The following is a 17,754-nucleotide window of genomic DNA, read 5'->3' on the forward strand; positions in this document are numbered from 1 at the left end:
GAGGGCAACACGGCGTTCCTCAACGTCTTCAACGTCGACAAGACCACCGGCATCTGCCCGTCGCCCATCGCGTTCGTCGAATACGACGGCGACAGCGGCGAACCGCTGCGCGGCGGCGACGGCCGGGTCCGCAAGGTCAAGACCGGAGAGCCCGGGCTGCTGCTGAGCAAGGTCAGCAACTTCCAGCCCTTCGACGGCTACACGGACAAGGCCGCCAGCGAGAAGAAGCTCATCCGCGATGCCTTCAAGGACGGCGACGTCTGGTTCAACACCGGCGACCTGATGCGCTCCCAAGGATTCGGCCATGCGGCGTTCGCCGACCGGCTCGGCGACACCTTCCGATGGAAGGGCGAGAATGTCGCCACCACCCAGGTCGAACACGCGGTGGCACGCGACAGCAACGTCGACGACTGCACTGTCTACGGGGTGGAGGTAGAAGGCGAAGGCGGGAAGGCAGGCATGGCGGCGGTGCAGTTGAAGGACGGCGCGGATTTCGACGGCAAGGCGCTGGCCAAGGCCGTCTACGAGAACCTGCCGCCGTACGCGATGCCGCTGTTCGTGCGGGTGGTCGATCAGCTGGAGAAGACGTCGACCCACAAGACCAAGAAGGTCGACCTGGCCAAGCAGGGTTACAGCGAGGACGTCGAGGACCCGATCTACGTGCTGAAAGGCCGTAACGAGGGCTACGTCGAGTATTACGACGAATTCCCCGACGAGGTGAAGAGCGGGAAGGCGCCGAAGAACAAGTAGGCGGCCCCGCTCACCTCTCCCCGCGAGCAGACGCAGAATCGCACGGTTTCGCCCCGGGTAACGCGATTCTCTGTCTGCTCGCGGGATAGGGCACCCTGGTGAGGTGGAGTCGACGTTCTGCGGCAGGCCCGTGGCCGGCGACCGGGCGCTGATCATGGCGATCGTCAACCGCACACCCGACTCGTTTTACGACCGCGGCGCCACGTTCACCGACGACGCCGCCAAGGAGGCAGTGCACCGCGCGATCGGTGAGGGCGCCGACGTGATCGACGTCGGCGGCGTCAAGGCCGGGCCCGGCGACGTTGTGGATGCCGACGAGGAAATCGCCCGAGTTGTGCCGTTCATCGAGTGGGTCCGTGGCGCATACCCGCAGCAGCTGATCAGCGTCGACACCTGGCGCGCCACGGTGGCCAAGCAGGCGTGTGCGGCCGGCGCCGACCTGATCAACGACACCTGGGGCGGCGCCGATCCCGGATTACCGCAGGTAGCCGCCGAGTTCGGCGCCGGCCTGGTGTGCTCGCACACCGGTGGCGCTGCGCCGCGCACCAGGCCGTTCCGGGTCAGCTACGGCCACACCGTGCACGGCGTCGTCGACGACGTGATCGCGGAGGTGACGGCAGCCGCGGAGCGGGCGGTGGCCGCGGGTGTAGCCAAAGACCGCATCTTGATCGATCCGACCCACGATTTCGGCAAGAACACCTTCCACGGGCTCGCTTTGTTGCGTCACGCAGAAGATCTTGTTAATACCGGATGGCCTGTGCTGATGGCCCTGAGCAACAAAGATTTCATCGGGGAAACTCTGGGTGTGGATCTGACAGAGCGCCTGGAAGGAACACTTGCCGCCACCGCCGTCGTTGCAATGGCAGGTGTTCGGATGTTCCGGGTGCATGAGGTCGGACACACTCGGCGCGTCCTGGACATGGTCGCGTCGATCCAGGGTGTGCGCTCTCCCACGCGCACGGTGAGGGGACTGGCATGACGACTGCACCTGACCTGACCGAAATCATCACCGAACGATGGATGGCCGAACGTAGCTGGAGTCGGCCCAACTGGACTATTGCCGAGCTGGAGGCCGCGAAGAAAGGCCGGAGAGTCTCTGTCGTGCTGCCAGCGCTGAACGAGGAAGAAACCGTCGCCTCCGTCGTGGGCACCATCGAGCCGATGCTCGGCGGCCTGGTCGACGAGCTCGTCGTCCTCGACTCGGGCTCCACCGACGACACCGCGATCCGAGCGCTCGCTGCGGGCGCCCGGGTGATCAACCGCGAGCAGGCGCTGCCTGAACTGGCACCGCAACCTGGCAAGGGGGAGGCGCTGTGGCGGTCGCTCGCGGCCACCACGGGCGACGTGATCGCGTTCATCGACTCAGACTTGATCGACCCTGACCCGATGTTCGTGCCCAACCTGATCGGGCCGTTGCTCACCTGCGACGGCGTTCACCTGGTCAAGGGCTTCTACCGCAGGCCGCTGATGGTGAGCGGTCGCGAGGACGCCAACGGCGGCGGCAGGGTGACGCAGCTGGTCGCCCGGCCGCTGCTTGCCGCGCTGCGGCCCGAACTGTCGTGTCTGCTGCAGCCGCTCGGCGGCGAATACGCGGGCAGCCGCGAGCTTCTGACTTCGGTGCCATTTGCGCCCGGCTACGGCGTCGAGATCGGGCTGCTCATCGACACCTACGACCGGCTGGGCCTCGACGCGATCGCACAGGTCAATCTTGGCGTGCGGGCGCACCGCAATCGTCCTCTGACCGAGCTGAGCGCGATGAGCCGCCAGGTGATCGCGACCCTGTTGTCCCGGTGTGGAGTCCTCGACTCCGGGGTGGGGCTGACTCAATTCTTCGCCGACGGCGCCGACTTCACCGCGCTCGTATCGGAGGTCTCGCTTGACGACAGACCGCCGATGAACACGCTGCGGTAGCCCGTCAGGCAGGATCACAGTCGTGACACTGATCCTGCTCTACATCGTGGTGTTGACGATCGTTGCGGCTCTGCTGTTCATCATTGCGAGCGCGGTCTTCGGCCGCGGCGAACCGCTTCCGCCGCTGCCGCGCGCCACCACCGCGACCACGCTGCCCGAATCCGGGGTGACGGGCGCCGATGTGGACGCCGTCAAGTTCACCCAGACGCTCCGGGGGTACAAGACCAGCGAGGTCGACTGGGTTCTCGACCGCCTGAGCAGTGAGATCGACCTGCTGCGTGGCCAGCTCGAACAGGCAGAGGGCCCCGCCGCCGAGCGGCTTGCGGTTGCGCCAGACAATGCCGAGTCCAGTGGAGACGGCGGGTGAGCGGCGACCAGGCGCCCGAGGGCGACGGTCGGATTCGCTGCGACTGGGCAAACACCGGCGGCGCCTTCGCGGAGATGTACCGCGACTATCACGACTACGAGTGGGGCAGACCGCTGCACGGACGCGATCAGCTATTCGAGCGAATGTCGTTGGAGGCCTTCCAAAGTGGGCTCTCCTGGTTGACGATTCTGCGCAAGCGGGAGAATTTCCGCCGGGCATTCCACGGTTTCGAGGTCGAGGCGGTGGCCCGCTACACCGGCCGTGACGTCACGCGGCTGATGGCCGACGCGGGAATCGTGCGCAACCGCGCGAAGGTGGACGCGACGATCGCCAACGCCCGCGCCGCGGCCGACCTCGACATCGACCTCGACGAGCTGCTGTGGTCGTTTGCCCCCGTCGGCCGCCCGCGGCCGGCCACGCTCGCGGACGTGCCCGCCGTGACGCCGGAGTCGACGGCGATGGCCAAGGAGCTGAAACGACGGGGGTTTCGCTTCGTCGGCCCCACGACGGCTTACGCGTTGATGCAAGCGAGCGGGATGGTTGACGACCACCTCCAGGCTTGCTGGGTACCGGCGGAATAAGGGTCTTTGCACATCAAACTCGCGCGATGAGGAACAATGGGGGCGTGAACGTGCAGTCAGGAGGGAGCGCTCGATGGCGGCGATGAAGCCCCGGACCGGTGACGGTCCGCTGGAAGCAACCAAGGAGGGGCGCGGCATCGTCATGCGAGTACCGCTGGAGGGCGGTGGACGGCTCGTCGTCGAACTCACTCCCGAAGAGGCCGCAGCGCTAGGCGACGAACTGAAAGGCGTCACCAGCTAGTCGCTAACCGGCTGCCACGCTCCTCGCGTCCGCAGCCGCCGTTTTGCTCCTCGCGTCCGCAGCCGCCGCTTTGCTCCTCGCGTCCGCAGCCGCCGTGCTCACTTTGCGGTAGATCTCCAGCGTCTCCTCGGCGATGTGGGCCCACGAGAATTCGTCGATGCACCGCTGGCGGCCGGCGCGGCCGAACTGAGCCGCCTTTTCTGGATCGGCGATCAGCGAGTTCACGGCATCGGCCAGCCGTCGCTCGAAACCCGCCGGTTCGGCTGCGTTGTAATGGACCAGCCGCCCGGTTTCGTCGTCGGCCACCACTTCCGGAATCCCGCCAACGTCTGACGCCACAACCGCCGTCGCGCACGCCATCGCCTCAAGGTTGACGATCCCGAGCGGTTCGTATACCGATGGGCACACGAAAACTGTTGCTGCCGAGAGGATTTCGCGGATCTTACCGATTGGCAACATCTCGCGCACCCAGAACACCCCGCTGCGGGCGCGCGACAGGCCTTGCACAGCATCGGTTATCTCGGCGGCGATTTCGGGAGTGTCGGGCGCACCCGCGCACAACACCAACTGCACACCCGGGTCGAATCGGTGCGCGGCCGCGACGAGATGTGCCACACCCTTCTGCCTGGTGATTCTGCCGACGAACGCGACGATCGGCTTGTCGCGGTCGACTCCGAGCTCGTCGAGCGCCGAACCTTCCTGGCTTCCCGTGACCGGATACCAGACGTCAGTGTCGATTCCGTTGCGCACGACGTGGACACGGTCGGGATCAAGCGCCGGATACGTGTTCAACACGTCCTGGCGCATGCCGGAACTCACGGCGATGACCGCATCGGCAGCCTCGATGGCAGTGCGCTCCACCCACGATGACACGCGATAGCCGCCGCCGAGCTGCTCGGCCTTCCACGGCCGCATCGGTTCGAGCGAATGTGCGGTGAGCACATGTGGAATCCCGTACAGCATCGCGGTCAGGTGACCAGCCATGCCCGTGTACCAGGTGTGCGAATGCACAACGCTGGCCTCGGAGGCGGTGTTGACCATCGCGAGGTCGGCCGACAGCGTCGTCAGCGCAGGGTTGGCACCACGCAGCGCAGGGTCGGGCTGCGCCACGATCGCACCGTGGCGCGGCGCGCCCATGCAGTGCACGTCGACGTCGCACAGCTTGCGCAACTGGGCGACGAGTTCGGTGACGTGGACTCCGGCACCCCCGTACACCTCTGGCGGATACTCCCGAGTCATCATCGCCACGCGCATGGCTATCTCGCTCCTCGCGTCCGCATGCCCCGACCGTAGTGCGCCTAAAGCCGAGCCGCAGCATCCTTGTGTGCGTTTTACCTAGCCGCCGTCTAACGCGGCCGATAAGTTTGTGTCATGAGGGAATTGCCACAGGTGTTGGGCATTGTCCTCGCGGGCGGAGAGGGGAAGCGGCTCCACCCGCTCACCGCCGACCGAGCCAAGCCGGCGGTCCCCTTCGGCGGCGCCTACCGCTTGATCGACTTCGTGTTGTCCAACCTCGTGAATGCCCGCTATCTGCGGATCTGCGTGCTCACCCAGTACAAGTCGCACTCGCTGGACAGGCACATCTCACAGAACTGGCGGTTATCCGGACTTGCCGGCGAGTACATCACGCCGGTGCCTGCACAGCAGCGGCTGGGGCCGCGCTGGTATACCGGCAGCGCCGACGCCATCTACCAGTCGATGAACCTGATCTACGACGAGGATCCCGACTACATCGTCGTGTTCGGTGCCGACCACGTGTACCGGATGGATCCCGAGCAGATGCTGCAGTTCCACATCGCAAGCGGCGCCGGCGCCACTGTCGCCGGGATTCGCGTGCCCCGCGCGGAGGCAACGGCGTTCGGCTGCATCGATTCTGACGAGTCCGGCCGGATCAAGGAATTCATCGAGAAGCCGTCCGACCCTCCCGGCACGCCCGATGACCCTGAGCAGACGTTCGCGTCGATGGGCAATTACATCTTCACCACCAAGGTGCTCATCGACGCGATCCGTGCCGACGCCGACGACGACAACTCCGACCACGACATGGGCGGCGACATCATTCCGCGGCTGGTGGTCGACGGCCGGGCCGCGGTCTACGACTTCAACGACAACGAGGTGCCCGGGGCCACCGACCGCGACCGCGCCTATTGGCGCGACGTCGGCACGCTGGACGCGTTCTACGACGCGCACATGGACTTGGTGTCGGTACACCCGATCTTCAACCTCTACAACAAGCGCTGGCCGATCCGCGGCGAGTCGGAGATGTTGGCGCCGGCCAAGTTCGTCAACGGCGGCTCCGCGCAGGAGTCGGTGGTCGGCGCGGGCAGCATCGTGTCGGCGGCGTCGGTGCGCAACTCGGTGCTGTCGTCCAACGTGGTCGTCGACGACGGAGCCATCGTCGAGGGCAGCGTCTTGATGCCCGGTGTGCGCGTGGGCCGCGGTGCGGTGGTCCGGCACGCGATCCTGGACAAAAACGTCGTCGTCGGGCCTGGCGAGATGGTCGGCGTCGACCTCGAACGTGACAGGGAGCGCTTCGCCGTCAGCGCCGGCGGGGTCGTCGCAGTGGGCAAGGGCATCTGGATTTAGGGCCTGGACGATGGTTCACGGCGCGCGCGCACCGTCCTGACGGCAGCCCAGATCAGCATCGCGACGATCACGACCGCCAGCAGCGGCACCACGAGCGCGACCGCCACGAGCACGATGCTCACGATGTCCTCGAGGGTGGACAGCAGCGGAGCCGCGACACCGGCGGTGGCGACGTTGGCTGCCGGCCGAATCGTGGCCTTGGCCAGATGAACGACGAACGCGATGGCGGCGCCGATGGCGATCGGGATCCAATCGCTCCAGTGGGCGAACGCAGAGGGATCGGTGACGGCGACCGTCTGTGCGGCGCTGCCTGAGCCGAACACAATGCCGCCCGCTGTGGGTCGCACGAATGTCTGGACAACATCGTTGAGGTCCCCCTAGCCTTCGGCTGGGAGGTACCCCCAGTCCAGTGCCGGGATCTTGTCGGCGATCATTTCGATCGCCAGCAGCACCGCGACGATCGCCAGCACCCAGCCGTTCTCGAGCCACGTCCAGCCGTGCGGCAGCGCCACGTCATTGGTGAACCGCGCGAGCAGACCCAGGATCAGCATGGGGATGTAGGCATTGAGGCCGGCGGCCGTCGCGAGACCGACACCGGTCAGGAGTTCCATCAGCCCCCCTTCTCCTGACGGCCGTCACCACACGAGCGGCACCAGCCGATAGCGCACTTTCTGCTCGTATTCACGGTATCCCGCGAGTTTGGACTCGAGCATTTTCTCCTCGTCTCTGATACGCACGGCGAGTGCCGCGAGGCAGGGGATCAGAATGAGAAGACCCCACCACGATCCGAGCGCAGGCGGGACGCCCGTCATCATCACGATCACCCCTACATAGAGCGGATGCCGCACAAATCCGTATAGACCGGTGGAGACAACCTGTTGGCTTTCCTCCACGGTGATTGTCGCTGCGGCATAACTGTTCTGGATGACGACGAAAACGTGCCGGCTGGCAGAAAGAGCAACAGTCCGAAGACCACCAGGCCGATAAGCGATGTGGCAGTCAATTGGAAAATAGTTCTCGTGCTCACTTCCTAGGGTGAATGCGAGAGTTATTCAGCAACAGGGTATTTGGGCCACTACCACACATGTGGCACGAGTCGGTAATGCACCTTCTGCGTGTATTCCCGGTATCCCGCCAACTCGTCGGTGAGCGCCCGTTCCTCATCGGAGATTCGGAAGGCCAAGCCGATGGGGACGGGGATCAGCACCAGTAACCCCCAGTAGGAATCCAGCGCGAGGGGAATGCCGACGAACATGATCAGCGCACCGAAGTACATCGGGTGCCGGACAAGGGCATACAGGCCGGTTGTGACTACCTTCTGGTCCTTCTCGACGGTGATCGTCGCGGCCGCGTAGCTGTTCTGCGTGACCACGACCATGGTGATCCCGAGTCCAAGGATCACCAGGACATCACCGAGGATCGAGACTGCAGCAGGCACCTTCGACCAACCGAACCGATGGTCGAGGGCGCTGACCACCAACAGCACCGTGAACAGCACATACACGCCGGCGTGCACCAACTTCTGCACGGGCCTCGTTTCCGCGACGGGGCCCGTCCGCATCCTTCGCCGCAGAGCGTCGGGATTCTTGATCCCGAGGTAGACGCTGTACGCGGTGCCCAGGACCGCGAAGACCGCAATGAACACCCAGGCCTGCCAGTAGTCGAATGTGCCTGCGGGCCAGAACAATGCAACGCCGAACAGCACGAACCCCGCAACTGATATCGCGGTTGCCTGAACAGCTGTCTTCATCGTGGCGCCTTTCCTACACCGCGTCCCGGTGCCGGAAAATCACCCCGGCGAGCGCAGTCAGCGCGACGGCCACCGCGACCATGACGGCCATCGCCTCCCACGGCATGTTGGCCGGCACGGTCGTCCTGCCTACCGGCGACAGGTCGATCAGCCAGCGCGGCAACCGCAGTAGCGCGCCGAGATACAGCGAGAGCACGACGAACGTCACAGCAAGCCAGCCGATCAGCGGCTGCCGCAAAGCAACTGCGAGAGCGGCGATCCCGGCTATCACCGCCATCGCAGGCGTGTGAGCGATGCCTGCCGCGGTGAGCTTGGGGATGAGTCCGGCATCGCCGATCGTGGCCGCCGCGCCGATTCCGATACCCAGGCCCGCGAGTGTCATCAACACCGCGGCGGCGGCCAGTGTGGCGCCTACATTCGACAGCAGCCAGCGCCACCGTGATATCGAACCGGCGAGTACCTCCTCGGCAATGCCTGACTGCTCGTCGTGGTGCAGACGCAAGATCGCGGACACCACGAAACCCGTTGTCGCCGCGGCCAGGAACTGCGTAAGCGTCGTGTAGATGCCGTCATAGCCTTGGGTTGCGAGCACACGTGCCAGCAGCTCGTTGCTCTTCGCGGCATCCTGCAGCGACGTGGTCATCGAGCCGAACGCCAGACCCGCCAGAAGCAAACCGACGCCCCAGCCGATCACCTGCCCTCGCAAAAGCACCAAGTTCAATCCGAACGCGCCCCGCACGGGTGGCGCATTCACCCGGTCGCCGCGCGACGGCAGGATGCCGTCGTCGTACTCCCGACGGGATTCCAGCAGCATCGACAGCCCGATCAGAGCGACGGTCACCGCAATCAACAGTGCGAACGGCCACCACCGGAGATCGACGAAGGACCGCATCTGCTGCGCCCAGGCGATCGGGGATAACCAACTCAGCGCACTGCCGGAGTGGTCGATGATGTCGCCGACGCCGCGAATCACGACGGCCGACGCCAGCGCGCCCATGGCCGCGCCCGTCGCGGTCCGGCCCTGGCGCCACAGCTGCACGGTCACCGCGGCAACGGCGCCGAACAACATCGAGACCGCGGTGACACCGAAACACATGCCGGCGCAATCGATAAGGTCGAATCCAGTGACCGCGAGTGCCAGCGTCATCGTGACAGCCAGAATCGCGTTGACGGCGCCGACGAGTGCCAGCGCGGCGAGCGTGCGCGCGTGCCGGCCCACCACCGACGACATCACCAATTCCGATGTGCCGCTTTCCTCTTCGGCACGGGTATGTCGGACGATGGTGAGGATCGACAGAATCGATGCGGCCGCGATCAACGACAGCATCAGCTCGTTGGCCATCATCGCGCCGAGGTCGGTTTCGTTGCCGCCGAAGAACGGACCGCCCAGCATGATGCCCGCCGGCGTCTTGAGAAGGTTGACGCGCGCTGCCCTGGCGGCCTCGTCGGGGTAGGCCAGCTTCACGGCGTTCGGTGCGTAGACCATCGTCAGCGTCAGCGCTGCGATCCAGACCGATAACCTGATGCGGTCCCGGCGGACCGCTAACGCGAGCAGTGTGCCGACGCCGGTGACGGGGGACTGGTCTAGTCGCGCATGCCGCGGTTGTGTGTCGGCGGTCATCGCGTTGCCTGATACTCGCGCAGGAACAGATCCTCGAGCGATGCTGGGAATACCGACAATTCGGCAATGCCGAGGTTTGTCAGCATCTCCATCGCTCGGTCAAGGTCGGCGCTGTCGACCGAGAACGACGCCATGCCCCCCTCGGTGCAGAACTCGTGCACGAACGGCGCCGACCGCAGCATGTCGACGTCACCTCGCGTGCGCACTTTCACGGTGGTGCGCATCAGGTGCCGCAGATCCTCCAGTCGTCCGGACCGCACGCTGCGCCCGGCGCGGATGATCGTCACGGTGTCGCACAGCTGCTCGACCTCCGCGAGGATGTGGCTGGACAGCAGCACCGCTGCCCCGCGCTCGGCGACTTCGCGAACGCACTGCTGAAAGGCCTTCTCCATCAACGGATCCAAGCCCGAGGTGGGCTCGTCGAGAATGTAGAGCTCGACGTCGCTGCTGAACGCCGCGACAATCGCGACCTTCTGCCGATTGCCCTTGGAGTAGGTGCGCGCCTTCTTGTCCGGGTCGAGTTCGAATCGCTCGATCAGCTCGGCGCGCCGCTTGCTGTTGTTTCCGTCCCGCAGTCTGGCGAGGAAGTCGATCGCCTGGCCACCGGTCAGATTGGGCCACAACGTCACATCGCCGGGTACATACGCGATCCGGCGGTGCAGCGACACCGCGTCATCCCACGGATCCCCGCCAAGCAGCCGCACCGTGCCGCTCTGTGCGCGCAGCAGGCCCAGCAGGACGCGAATCGTGGTCGACTTGCCTGCGCCGTTGGGACCGAGGAAACCGGAAATGCTGCCGTGCTCGACCGTCAGGTCCAGCCCGTCGAGTGCTTTGGCGCGGCCGAAAGATTTGTGCAGATTAGCGATTTCAACGGCAAGAACCGCATCACGTCGCTCAGATGTGGTCGTCATCTGCGTCTCCTTGAGTTGTGTCTTCTTTCTGTGCTTCGTCTTGGGCCACGAAGGCGTCGTACATCGTGGCGTCGCTCATCAGGCCGTGCGTGTAGATCTCGAGTGCGGGTAACACCATCTCCTCGCCGTAGTCGTGAAGCACGGCGGCCATATCCGTCGGGTTGTCGTGCATCTGCAGGTAGAGCAAGAATCCGCCTCCGCCGACGAGACCCAGGTATTTCGCGCGCGCCTTCGGGTCCCGGCTGGGCTTCAACGTGCCCGCACGAACGCCCTCCTCGAGGTATTCCTCGGCGTTCTCGATCATCCGTCGCCAGAGCGTCTTCGCCAGCTCGCTGCCGGACTGCATGCTGCGCACGACGTAGCGCATCAATGGCGCATAGGACTCGATCTCGGCCATCTGTGCGAACCAGCCGGCCGGATCGGCGGATTGCAGCGCCTCTGACTTGGAGGTGCGGATTTCCTCGGCGACGTGGTCGTCGCAGGCCTTGCGCAGCGCGTCCTTCGATCCGAAGTGGTGGATCACGAGCGCGGCACTCACCCCTGCGGCCTCAGCGATGCTGCGAAGCCCGACGTCGAAGCCGTGCTCGCCGAACTGCTCGATTGCCGCGTCGCGGATTCGAGCTGCCGCCGTCATGTCCGCTGAACGCATGTTCAATAGGCTAAACGTGTGTTCAGTGGACAGTCAAGGGTCGCCGCCGCTAGAAAAGTGTTAAGACCTTGTTCGCCCGACCTGGGATTTTGCTGAGTGAGTGTACAAGCGTTTACTATTGGTCGTGGCGGAGACGCGTGCGATGACGCGCGAGCGCTCCGACCCGTTTGGCGACGAAAGGGCATGGGGACATGGATGCAGGGTTTTCGCTGGAGCTGTCGGACGAGGTTGTTCATGTCCGGGACTGGGTGCACGAATTCGCCGAGGAGGTGATCCGGCCGGCCGCCGCGGAATGGGACGAGCGCGAGGAGACGCCGTGGCCGATCATCGCCGAGGCGGCCAAGGTCGGGCTGTACACCCCTGATTTGTTCGCTCAGATGTCCGCCGAACCCAGCGGCCTTGGGCTTCTTGTCGTGTTCGAGGAGATGTTCTGGGGGGACGCGGGCATCGCGCTGTCGATTCTCGGCACCGGCCTGGCCGCGGCGGCTCTCGCGGGCGCTGGCACGCCGGAGCAGCTCGGCGAGTTCCTGCCCCAGATGTTCGGCAGCCCAGGAGATCCCAAGGTCGCGGCGTTCTGCTCATCGGAGCCCAATGCCGGGTCCGACGTCGGCGCGGTACGAACACGGGCTCGTTACGACGAGGCCGCCGACGAGTGGGTGCTCAACGGCACGAAGACATGGGCCACCAACGGTGGCATCGCCGACGTCCACATCGTGGTCGCCTCGGTCGAGCCGGAGCTGGGAACCCGCGGTCAGGCGACGTTCGTCATCCCACCCGGCACCGCCGGCCTGTCGCAGGGCCAGAAGTTCAGGAAACACGGCATCCGCGCGTCGCACACCGCCGAGGTGGTCCTCGATGATGTCCGCATTCCGGGTCGCCTGATCCTCGGCGGCCAGGAGAAATTCGAGCAGCGCCTCGCGAAAGCCCGTGACGGCAAACGCACTTCGAGCCAGGCGGCGATGATGACCTTCGAACGCACGCGCCCTGCCGTCGGCGCGATGGCGCTCGGTGTGGCACGTGCCGCGTACGAGTATGCGCTCGAATACGCTTGCCAGCGAGAGCAATTCGGCCGCAAGATCGGCGAATTCCAGGCCATCGCCTTCAAACTGTCCGACATGAAGAGCCGCGTCGACGCGTCGCGGCTGCTGGTGTGGCGCGCCGGCTGGATGCATCGCAACAACAAACCGTTCACCTCCGCGGAGGGATCGATGGCCAAGTTGTTCGCCAGCGAGACAGCTGTTTACGTCACCGACGAGGCCATCCAGATCCTCGGCGGCAACGGTTACACGCGCGAGTATCCGGTCGAACGGATGCACAGGGACGCCAAGATCTTCACGATCTTCGAGGGCACCAGCGAGATTCAGCGCCTCGTGATGGCGCGCGCTCTGACCGGGCTGCCGATCCGCTGAGCCGCTGAAGCCTTATTGCTCCTCGCGTCCGCTGAAGCCTTATTGCTCCTCGCGTCCGCTGCCCTCGATCTGCCCTGTGATCCGGCTTTCAATGCTGGCGCGGGTGCCGGGCGGCAGCACGATGACGCCGTCGAGCTCCTTGCGAGCGCGCTCGTAGGCGTTCTTGCGTTCTTCCGGGGTTGCTGCGGCATCAGCCGCGAGCCGCAGCAGCCGCTGACCACGCGCGAGCCGCTGTTGCTCGTCGGCGGAGAAGTCATTGCGACGCCTGCGCAGCGCTTCGCTCTCCGCGGCGTCGAACGCGCTCACATAGTGCTGAACCGCCTCGAGGTACTCGGCCTGGGAATCCCTGTCGCCGAGAAGGTCATCGACGCCGCCGGGTCTGAGCATGTCGGCGCGCAGCTTGGCCTTGTGGAAACGCACGGTCATCGACTCCCGCATGTCGGTCATCATCGGGAAGTCGAGAAGCTTAGCGACATCCATCTCGTAGTCGAGCCAGCGCTTGTCGGTGCGGTTGTGCGCCTCGATCGCGCGGCCGATCTCCCGTCGCGGCGCGGAGTCGTCGCGGGCTGGCGTGGGCGCCTCGGCAACGCGCTCGCTTCGCCGTTTCTCGTAGGCCGCCAGCCCGCGCCAGCCCGCGATGAGAAGAGCGCCAATCGGAATCATCAGACCGACCAGCTCGATCAGCCGGAACACCACGCCCATGCGGCCAGCATGCCACCGCGCGAACCAATCAGACGGCCTCAGCCAGCAGGAATTTCAGTCACGCGCGGCGACCAGGAGGCCGTCGCCAAGCGGTACCAGTACCGGGGTCAATCGCTCGTTCTCGGCAATCAACCTGGCGGCCTCGCGCACGGCGGTCACCTCAGTGTCGCCGGCCTCGGGATCACCGGCCCGGCCGCCGAGCGCAGCGCGATGCAGGACGATCGCCCCACCCGGGCGCAACAACCGGATGCCCTCGGCGACGAACTGCGGCTGGTCGACCGGGTCCGCGTCGATGAACACCATGTCGTAGGACTCGTCGGCAAGCCGTTGCAACACGTCCTGTCCGCGGCCTGCGATGACCCGGGTTCGCGACGGCGCGAGCCCGGCCTCGGTGAACGCCTGCTTGGCCAGTCGCTGGTGTTCGGGTTCGGTATCGATCGTCGTGAGAACGCCCTCTTCGCGCATGCCAGCCAACAGCCACAACCCACTGACGCCGGCGCCCGTACCCACCTCGACGATCGCCGTCGCTCCCGACATCCGCGCCAGCACCGACAGCAGTGCCCCGACCGCGGGGGTGACCGCGCCAGCCCCCGCGTCGACGGCCCGCTCGCGTGCCGCCGCGACGATCTGATCTTCCGAAATCGAACCCTCGGCGTGTCCGAGCATCGCCTCGACCATTCCCGCAGCGTAGAACCGAACACGCCGGCAATCAGGCAGGCGCGCCCGACACGCCCGGGCCCAGGTCCGACTTTCACCGCGTCGGCGCAGCCTGCGCCGGTAACGGCCGGTTTCTCAGGAAAAGCTCAGATTGCTCATATACCGCGCATACCGAGATACGGAACGGTAAGGCAATGACGCATGCGGGCTGGCGATCCGGGAATAGCCCCGAGCAAAACGACGTTGGCCGCTTCGAATACCTCTCGCCGGGGAATCCCAACGGCGAGATTTGTCCGTCTGAGCTGGAGGATCCCACGGCTACCACCGCCTCTTCGTCCGCGACGCCCGCGAGCATGTCGCATTTCGAGCGCTCTTTCGATGGAGGCTGGGTAGAGGAGCCCGACGAACCACAGGGCACAGCCGTGTTCGACGCCACTGGGGACAAGGCCACGATGCCGTCGTGGGACGAGCTGGTGCGCCAGCACGCCGACCGGGTGTACCGGCTGGCCTACCGGTTGGCGGGCAATCAGCACGACGCGGAAGACCTCACCCAAGAGACATTCATCCGGGTGTTTCGATCGCTGCAGAACTACCAACCGGGCACATTCGAGGGCTGGCTGCACCGCATCACCACGAACCTCTTCCTCGACATGGCGCGGCGCCGGGCCCGCATTCGCATGGAGGCCTTGCCCGAGGACTACGACCGGGTGCCGGCAGATGAGCCCAACCCTGAGCAGATCTACCACGACTCTCGCCTTGGCCCCGACTTGCAGGCGGCGCTGGATTCGCTGCCACCGGAATTCCGCGCAGCGGTCGTGCTGTGCGACATCGAAGGCCTGTCATACGAGGAGATCGGCGCCACGTTAGGCGTCAAGCTCGGCACGGTACGCAGCCGCATCCACCGCGGACGCCAAGCGCTGCGCGAGTACCTCGCTGCGCACTCCGATCTCGAACCGTCTGCCAAATCGGCCTGACCTGCGTGTCAGTCTGGTATACGCGCGCTACATTCGGTGTAGCCCGCGCGCCCGGGGCGAGCGGAGCGACGGGAAGTGTGCCGGGTGGGGGTGGCGCGAGAGGAGGGATCATGGTCGATCCAGGGCATCTCTTCCGCCGCGCTATCTCCTGGCTGCCCTCGCCGTTCGCGTCGCAGAGTGACGCGCCCGTCGGCGCACCCCGTCGATTCCGTTCCACCGAGCACCTCTCGACCGAGGCGATCGCCGCGTTCGTCGACGGGGAGTTGCGCATGACCGCACACCTTCGCGCAGCCCACCACATGTCGCTGTGCCCGCAGTGCGCCGCCGAAGTCGAGGGCCAGCGGCAGGCGCGCGCAGCGCTGCGGGATTCCCGGCCCATCGACATCCCGACGTCACTGCTGGGCAACTTGTCGCAAATCCCGATGGAAGCCGACGACGAGTTAGCCGACGACGACGACCCGTTCAGGCAACGGCCAGCTAAAGGTGAGCCGCGCGACCGCCGCAGGCGCCGGTAGGGTGGACTCCAACTTCATCGGCGATGAGCGACCGAGCGACGCTGGGCGCCCATCACATGCCGTCCACATGCGCGGAAGAGGATGACGTGTTCGGCAAGAAAGACAAATCCGAGGTCACGCGCCACTCGGGCCCGGGCGGCGATCGCAACGCCGCGGGCGACGGAAACGTCTCGACGCGACTTGCGCCGCGTCCCATTTCCCGGCCGGCCGTAGACCCAGCCTCCCGCCAGGCATTCGGTCGTCCCGCCGGGTTCAACGGCTCGTTTCTCGGTGCCGACAAGCGCCGTGACCAGGGTGAGTTCACACCCCGCAACGCGGCGCCGGACCCGGTTCTCGCCGAGGCGTTCGGCCGGCCGCATCCCGGGGGCGATTCGCTGCAGCGCCATCCGATCGACAAGGGCGCACTTGACCGCAAGCGCAGCGAGGAGCAGACGGACGGCGCCGGCGATCCGTGGCGTGACCCCGGTGCCGCGGCATCGCTGACCCAGCCCGCCCTGCCCAAGCCTCAGCCCGTGAAGGTGAGCTCCGCGACCGGCAAGCTCGGCGTGCGCGAGGTGTTGTTCGGCGGGAAAGTCTCCTACCGGGCGCTGGCGGTGCTCCTGGTGATCGCGCTGGCGGTCGGCGTTCTCGGCGGCTGGATAGGCCGCAAGACCGCAGAGGTCGTCGAAGCGTTCACCACGTCCAAGGTCACGTTGTCGACCAACGGGACCCAGCCGCCGGAAGGGCGGTTCGCCCAAGTGGCGGCCTCGGTCGCCGATTCTGTTGTCACGGTCGAGGCGAAGAGCGACGAAGACGGCTCGCAGGGCTCGGGTGTGGTGATCGACGGGCGCGGTTACATCGTTACGAACAACCACGTGATCTCCGATGCGGCGCGTAACCCGAGTAAATACAAGACAACGGTGGTGTTCAACGACGGCAAGGAAGTTCCTGCCAATCTCGTTGGCCGCGACCCCAAGACGGATGTGGCAGTACTGAAGGTCGACAACGTGGACAATCTGACAGTTGCCCAGCTGGGCGACTCCGACAAGGTGCGCGTCGGCGACGAGGTGATCGCCGCCGGCGCTCCGCTGGGCCTGCGCAGCACCGTCACCCACGGCATTGTCAGCGCATTGCATCGCCCCGTGCCGCTGTCCGGCGAAGGCACCGACACCGACACCGTCATCGACGGCATCCAGACCGATGCGTCGATCAACCACGGCAACTCCGGCGGCCCGCTGATCGATATGAACTCGCACGTGATCGGCATCAACACCGCCGGAAAGTCGTTGTCCGACAGCGCTAGTGGGCTCGGCTTCGCGATCCCGGTCAACGAGGTGAAGTCCGTCGCAGAGACCCTGATCAAGGACGGCAAGGTCGTCCATGCCACGCTCGGCATGACCGTCAAATCGGTCAGCAACGCCTTGGCTTCCGGTGCTCAGGTTGCCAACGTCAAGGCAGGCGGCCCCGCGGAGAAGGGCGGTGTTGTCGAGAATGACGTGGTGGTGAAGGTGGGCAACCGCAAGATCGCCGACGGCGACGAGTTCGTCGTCGCGGTGCGGCAGCTCACCATCGGCCAGCCGGCGCCCATTGACGTCATGCGCGACGGCCGGCCCGTCACGTTGACGGTCACTCCTGCGCCGGATTCCTGATGTTCGCCAACATCGGGTGGGGCGAGATGCTCGTCCTCGTGGTGATCGGCCTGGTGGTCCTCGGACCCGAGCGGTTGCCTGGCGCCATCCGGTGGACGTCGAACTCGCTGCGTCAGGCCCGTGATTACGTCAGCGGGGCCACCAGCAACCTCAGGAACGAATTAGGGCCCGATTTTGACGATTTGCGCGAGCCGCTCGCTGAACTTCAAAAGCTCCGCGGCATGACACCGCGCGCGGCCTTGACCAAGCATCTGCTCGACGGCGACGACTCGATCTTCACGGGCAAGTTCGACAAGCCGACGAGCCTGCCGCCCGCTCCTCCGCCGCAGACTCCTGAGTCCGCAAGCGGCTCAACGCCATTCGATACAGACGCCACGTAGCGCGAGGTTCAGCAGCCAGCGCGGCAACGGCTAGTCACACAGTCACACCACAGGGTTAATAGTTCGTTCTGCCCGTCTCTTAGCATCAACGGCCGCGTCGATGTCGCTGCCGGGGCACGGGC

General features: G+C 65.7%; 19 protein-coding genes and 2 pseudogenes. 12 read left to right on the plus strand and 9 right to left on the minus strand.

Translation table 11 applies throughout. The features are described 5' to 3' along the window. The 6 genes from QOH60_RS18865 to QOH60_RS18890 all read left to right on the plus strand — a co-directional run. Positions 1-750 (plus strand): AMP-binding enzyme (locus tag QOH60_RS18865; protein WP_526423164.1); only part of this gene is annotated, 750 nt, incomplete at its 5' end. Between the two features lie 154 nt (positions 751-904). Beyond that, the gene (gene folP / locus QOH60_RS18870; RefSeq protein ID WP_526423240.1) at positions 905-1,729 is read left to right on the plus strand and encodes a dihydropteroate synthase; all 825 of its coding nucleotides are present in this window, start codon (positions 905-907) and stop codon (positions 1,727-1,729) included. Next, positions 1,726-2,661, plus strand: a complete 936-nt coding sequence (locus tag QOH60_RS18875; RefSeq protein WP_526423166.1) for a glucosyl-3-phosphoglycerate synthase — start codon at positions 1,726-1,728, stop codon at positions 2,659-2,661. The genes folP and QOH60_RS18875 overlap by 4 nt, the downstream gene beginning before the upstream one ends. Before the next feature lie 22 nt (positions 2,662-2,683). Further along, positions 2,684-3,028: a DivIVA domain-containing protein gene (locus QOH60_RS18880; protein ID WP_526423168.1), complete on the plus strand. Its 345-nt coding sequence runs from the start codon at positions 2,684-2,686 to the stop codon at positions 3,026-3,028. After that, entirely contained in the window at positions 3,025-3,609 is a 585-nt protein-coding gene (locus tag QOH60_RS18885; protein WP_526423170.1) for a DNA-3-methyladenine glycosylase I, read from the plus strand. The genes QOH60_RS18880 and QOH60_RS18885 overlap by 4 nt, the downstream gene beginning before the upstream one ends. Before the next feature lie 73 nt (positions 3,610-3,682). Continuing rightward, positions 3,683-3,850: a DUF3117 domain-containing protein gene (locus tag QOH60_RS18890; protein WP_003931055.1), complete on the plus strand. Its 168-nt coding sequence runs from the start codon at positions 3,683-3,685 to the stop codon at positions 3,848-3,850. A gap of 3 nt (positions 3,851-3,853) precedes the next feature. Here QOH60_RS18890 and glgA read toward each other — a convergent pair whose 3' ends face one another. Continuing rightward, entirely contained in the window at positions 3,854-5,104 is a 1,251-nt protein-coding gene (gene glgA / locus QOH60_RS18895) for a glycogen synthase (protein WP_526423172.1), read from the minus strand. A 117-nt stretch (positions 5,105-5,221) separates the two neighbouring features. Here glgA and glgC point away from each other — a divergent pair, with 117 nt between their 5' ends. After that, a complete protein-coding gene (glgC, locus tag QOH60_RS18900; RefSeq protein WP_526423174.1) occupies positions 5,222-6,436 on the plus strand; it encodes a glucose-1-phosphate adenylyltransferase in 1,215 nt (404 codons plus the stop codon). On the opposite strand, the pseudogene QOH60_RS18905 reads toward glgC, so the two are convergent. From QOH60_RS18905 to QOH60_RS18930, 6 genes and pseudogenes are all read right to left on the minus strand, one after another. Further along, positions 6,433-7,047: pseudogene (locus tag QOH60_RS18905) on the minus strand (DUF4126 family protein). The gene glgC and the pseudogene QOH60_RS18905 sit on opposite strands and share 4 nt — an antisense overlap. A 24-nt stretch (positions 7,048-7,071) precedes the next feature. After that, positions 7,072-7,368, minus strand: a pseudogene (locus QOH60_RS18910) (methyltransferase family protein); the annotation flags it as partial. Between the two features lie 143 nt (positions 7,369-7,511). After that, positions 7,512-8,186 (minus strand): methyltransferase family protein, encoded by a 675-nt coding sequence (locus tag QOH60_RS18915; RefSeq protein WP_526423176.1) that lies wholly within the window; start codon positions 8,184-8,186, stop codon positions 7,512-7,514. A gap of 13 nt (positions 8,187-8,199) precedes the next feature. After that, positions 8,200-9,807 carry an ABC transporter permease gene (locus tag QOH60_RS18920; protein WP_526423178.1) on the minus strand — a complete coding sequence of 536 codons (1,608 nt, stop codon included), beginning with the start codon at positions 9,805-9,807 and terminating at the stop codon, positions 8,200-8,202. Continuing rightward, the gene (locus tag QOH60_RS18925; RefSeq protein ID WP_526423180.1) at positions 9,804-10,718 is read right to left on the minus strand and encodes an ABC transporter ATP-binding protein; all 915 of its coding nucleotides are present in this window, start codon (positions 10,716-10,718) and stop codon (positions 9,804-9,806) included. The genes QOH60_RS18920 and QOH60_RS18925 overlap by 4 nt, the downstream gene beginning before the upstream one ends. After that, the gene (locus tag QOH60_RS18930; RefSeq protein ID WP_526423182.1) at positions 10,702-11,367 is read right to left on the minus strand and encodes a TetR/AcrR family transcriptional regulator; all 666 of its coding nucleotides are present in this window, start codon (positions 11,365-11,367) and stop codon (positions 10,702-10,704) included. The genes QOH60_RS18925 and QOH60_RS18930 overlap by 17 nt, the downstream gene beginning before the upstream one ends. Before the next feature lie 191 nt (positions 11,368-11,558). On the opposite strand from QOH60_RS18930, the gene QOH60_RS18935 reads away from it, so the two are divergent. Continuing rightward, positions 11,559-12,776 (plus strand): acyl-CoA dehydrogenase family protein, encoded by a 1,218-nt coding sequence (locus QOH60_RS18935; RefSeq protein WP_526423185.1) that lies wholly within the window; start codon positions 11,559-11,561, stop codon positions 12,774-12,776. Positions 12,777-12,815: 39 nt separating this feature from the next. On the opposite strand, the gene QOH60_RS18940 is transcribed toward QOH60_RS18935, so the two are convergent. After that, positions 12,816-13,478 (minus strand): hypothetical protein, encoded by a 663-nt coding sequence (locus QOH60_RS18940; RefSeq protein WP_526423187.1) that lies wholly within the window; start codon positions 13,476-13,478, stop codon positions 12,816-12,818. A gap of 54 nt (positions 13,479-13,532) precedes the next feature. Further along, entirely contained in the window at positions 13,533-14,156 is a 624-nt protein-coding gene (locus QOH60_RS18945; protein WP_526423189.1) for an O-methyltransferase, read from the minus strand. A 173-nt stretch (positions 14,157-14,329) separates the two neighbouring features. Between QOH60_RS18945 and sigE the strand changes: the two genes are divergently transcribed. From sigE to tatB, 4 genes are all read left to right on the plus strand, one after another. Continuing rightward, entirely contained in the window at positions 14,330-15,109 is a 780-nt protein-coding gene (gene sigE / locus QOH60_RS18950; RefSeq protein ID WP_526423191.1) for an RNA polymerase sigma factor SigE, read from the plus strand. Between the two features lie 110 nt (positions 15,110-15,219). Next, on the plus strand, positions 15,220-15,624 hold the full coding sequence (gene rseA, locus QOH60_RS18955) for an anti-sigma E factor RseA (protein ID WP_526423193.1): 405 nt from the start codon (positions 15,220-15,222) through the stop codon (positions 15,622-15,624). 56 nt (positions 15,625-15,680) lie between these two features. Continuing rightward, a complete protein-coding gene (htrA, locus tag QOH60_RS18960; RefSeq protein ID WP_526423242.1) occupies positions 15,681-17,252 on the plus strand; it encodes a serine protease HtrA in 1,572 nt (523 codons plus the stop codon). Continuing rightward, positions 17,252-17,632 (plus strand): Sec-independent protein translocase protein TatB, encoded by a 381-nt coding sequence (gene tatB / locus QOH60_RS18965; RefSeq protein WP_526423195.1) that lies wholly within the window; start codon positions 17,252-17,254, stop codon positions 17,630-17,632. The genes htrA and tatB overlap by 1 nt, the downstream gene beginning before the upstream one ends. Positions 17,633-17,754: the final 122 nt, after the last annotated feature.

This window comes from Mycobacterium sp., assembly GCF_032159765.1.
In the GTDB taxonomy this organism is placed as follows: Bacteria; Actinomycetota; Actinomycetes; order Mycobacteriales; family Mycobacteriaceae; genus Mycobacterium.

Coding starts and splice junctions, on each gene's coding strand:
- QOH60_RS18930 (WP_526423182.1), bottom strand. CDS start 11,367: ATGCGTTCAGCGGACATGACGGCGGCAGCTCGAATCCGCGACGCGGCA.
- sigE (WP_526423191.1), top strand. CDS start 14,330: ATGACGCATGCGGGCTGGCGATCCGGGAATAGCCCCGAGCAAAACGAC.
- tatB (WP_526423195.1), top strand. CDS start 17,252: ATGTTCGCCAACATCGGGTGGGGCGAGATGCTCGTCCTCGTGGTGATC.
- folP (WP_526423240.1), top strand. CDS start 905: ATGGCGATCGTCAACCGCACACCCGACTCGTTTTACGACCGCGGCGCC.
- QOH60_RS18875 (WP_526423166.1), top strand. CDS start 1,726: ATGACGACTGCACCTGACCTGACCGAAATCATCACCGAACGATGGATG.
- QOH60_RS18935 (WP_526423185.1), top strand. CDS start 11,559: ATGGATGCAGGGTTTTCGCTGGAGCTGTCGGACGAGGTTGTTCATGTC.
- QOH60_RS18890 (WP_003931055.1), top strand. CDS start 3,683: ATGGCGGCGATGAAGCCCCGGACCGGTGACGGTCCGCTGGAAGCAACC.
- rseA (WP_526423193.1), top strand. CDS start 15,220: ATGGTCGATCCAGGGCATCTCTTCCGCCGCGCTATCTCCTGGCTGCCC.
- glgA (WP_526423172.1), bottom strand. CDS start 5,104: ATGCGCGTGGCGATGATGACTCGGGAGTATCCGCCAGAGGTGTACGGG.
- glgC (WP_526423174.1), top strand. CDS start 5,222: ATGAGGGAATTGCCACAGGTGTTGGGCATTGTCCTCGCGGGCGGAGAG.
- htrA (WP_526423242.1), top strand. CDS start 15,681: ATGCCGTCCACATGCGCGGAAGAGGATGACGTGTTCGGCAAGAAAGAC.
- QOH60_RS18940 (WP_526423187.1), bottom strand. CDS start 13,478: ATGGGCGTGGTGTTCCGGCTGATCGAGCTGGTCGGTCTGATGATTCCG.
- QOH60_RS18920 (WP_526423178.1), bottom strand. CDS start 9,807: ATGACCGCCGACACACAACCGCGGCATGCGCGACTAGACCAGTCCCCC.
- QOH60_RS18945 (WP_526423189.1), bottom strand. CDS start 14,156: ATGGTCGAGGCGATGCTCGGACACGCCGAGGGTTCGATTTCGGAAGAT.
- QOH60_RS18915 (WP_526423176.1), bottom strand. CDS start 8,186: ATGAAGACAGCTGTTCAGGCAACCGCGATATCAGTTGCGGGGTTCGTG.
- QOH60_RS18925 (WP_526423180.1), bottom strand. CDS start 10,718: ATGACGACCACATCTGAGCGACGTGATGCGGTTCTTGCCGTTGAAATC.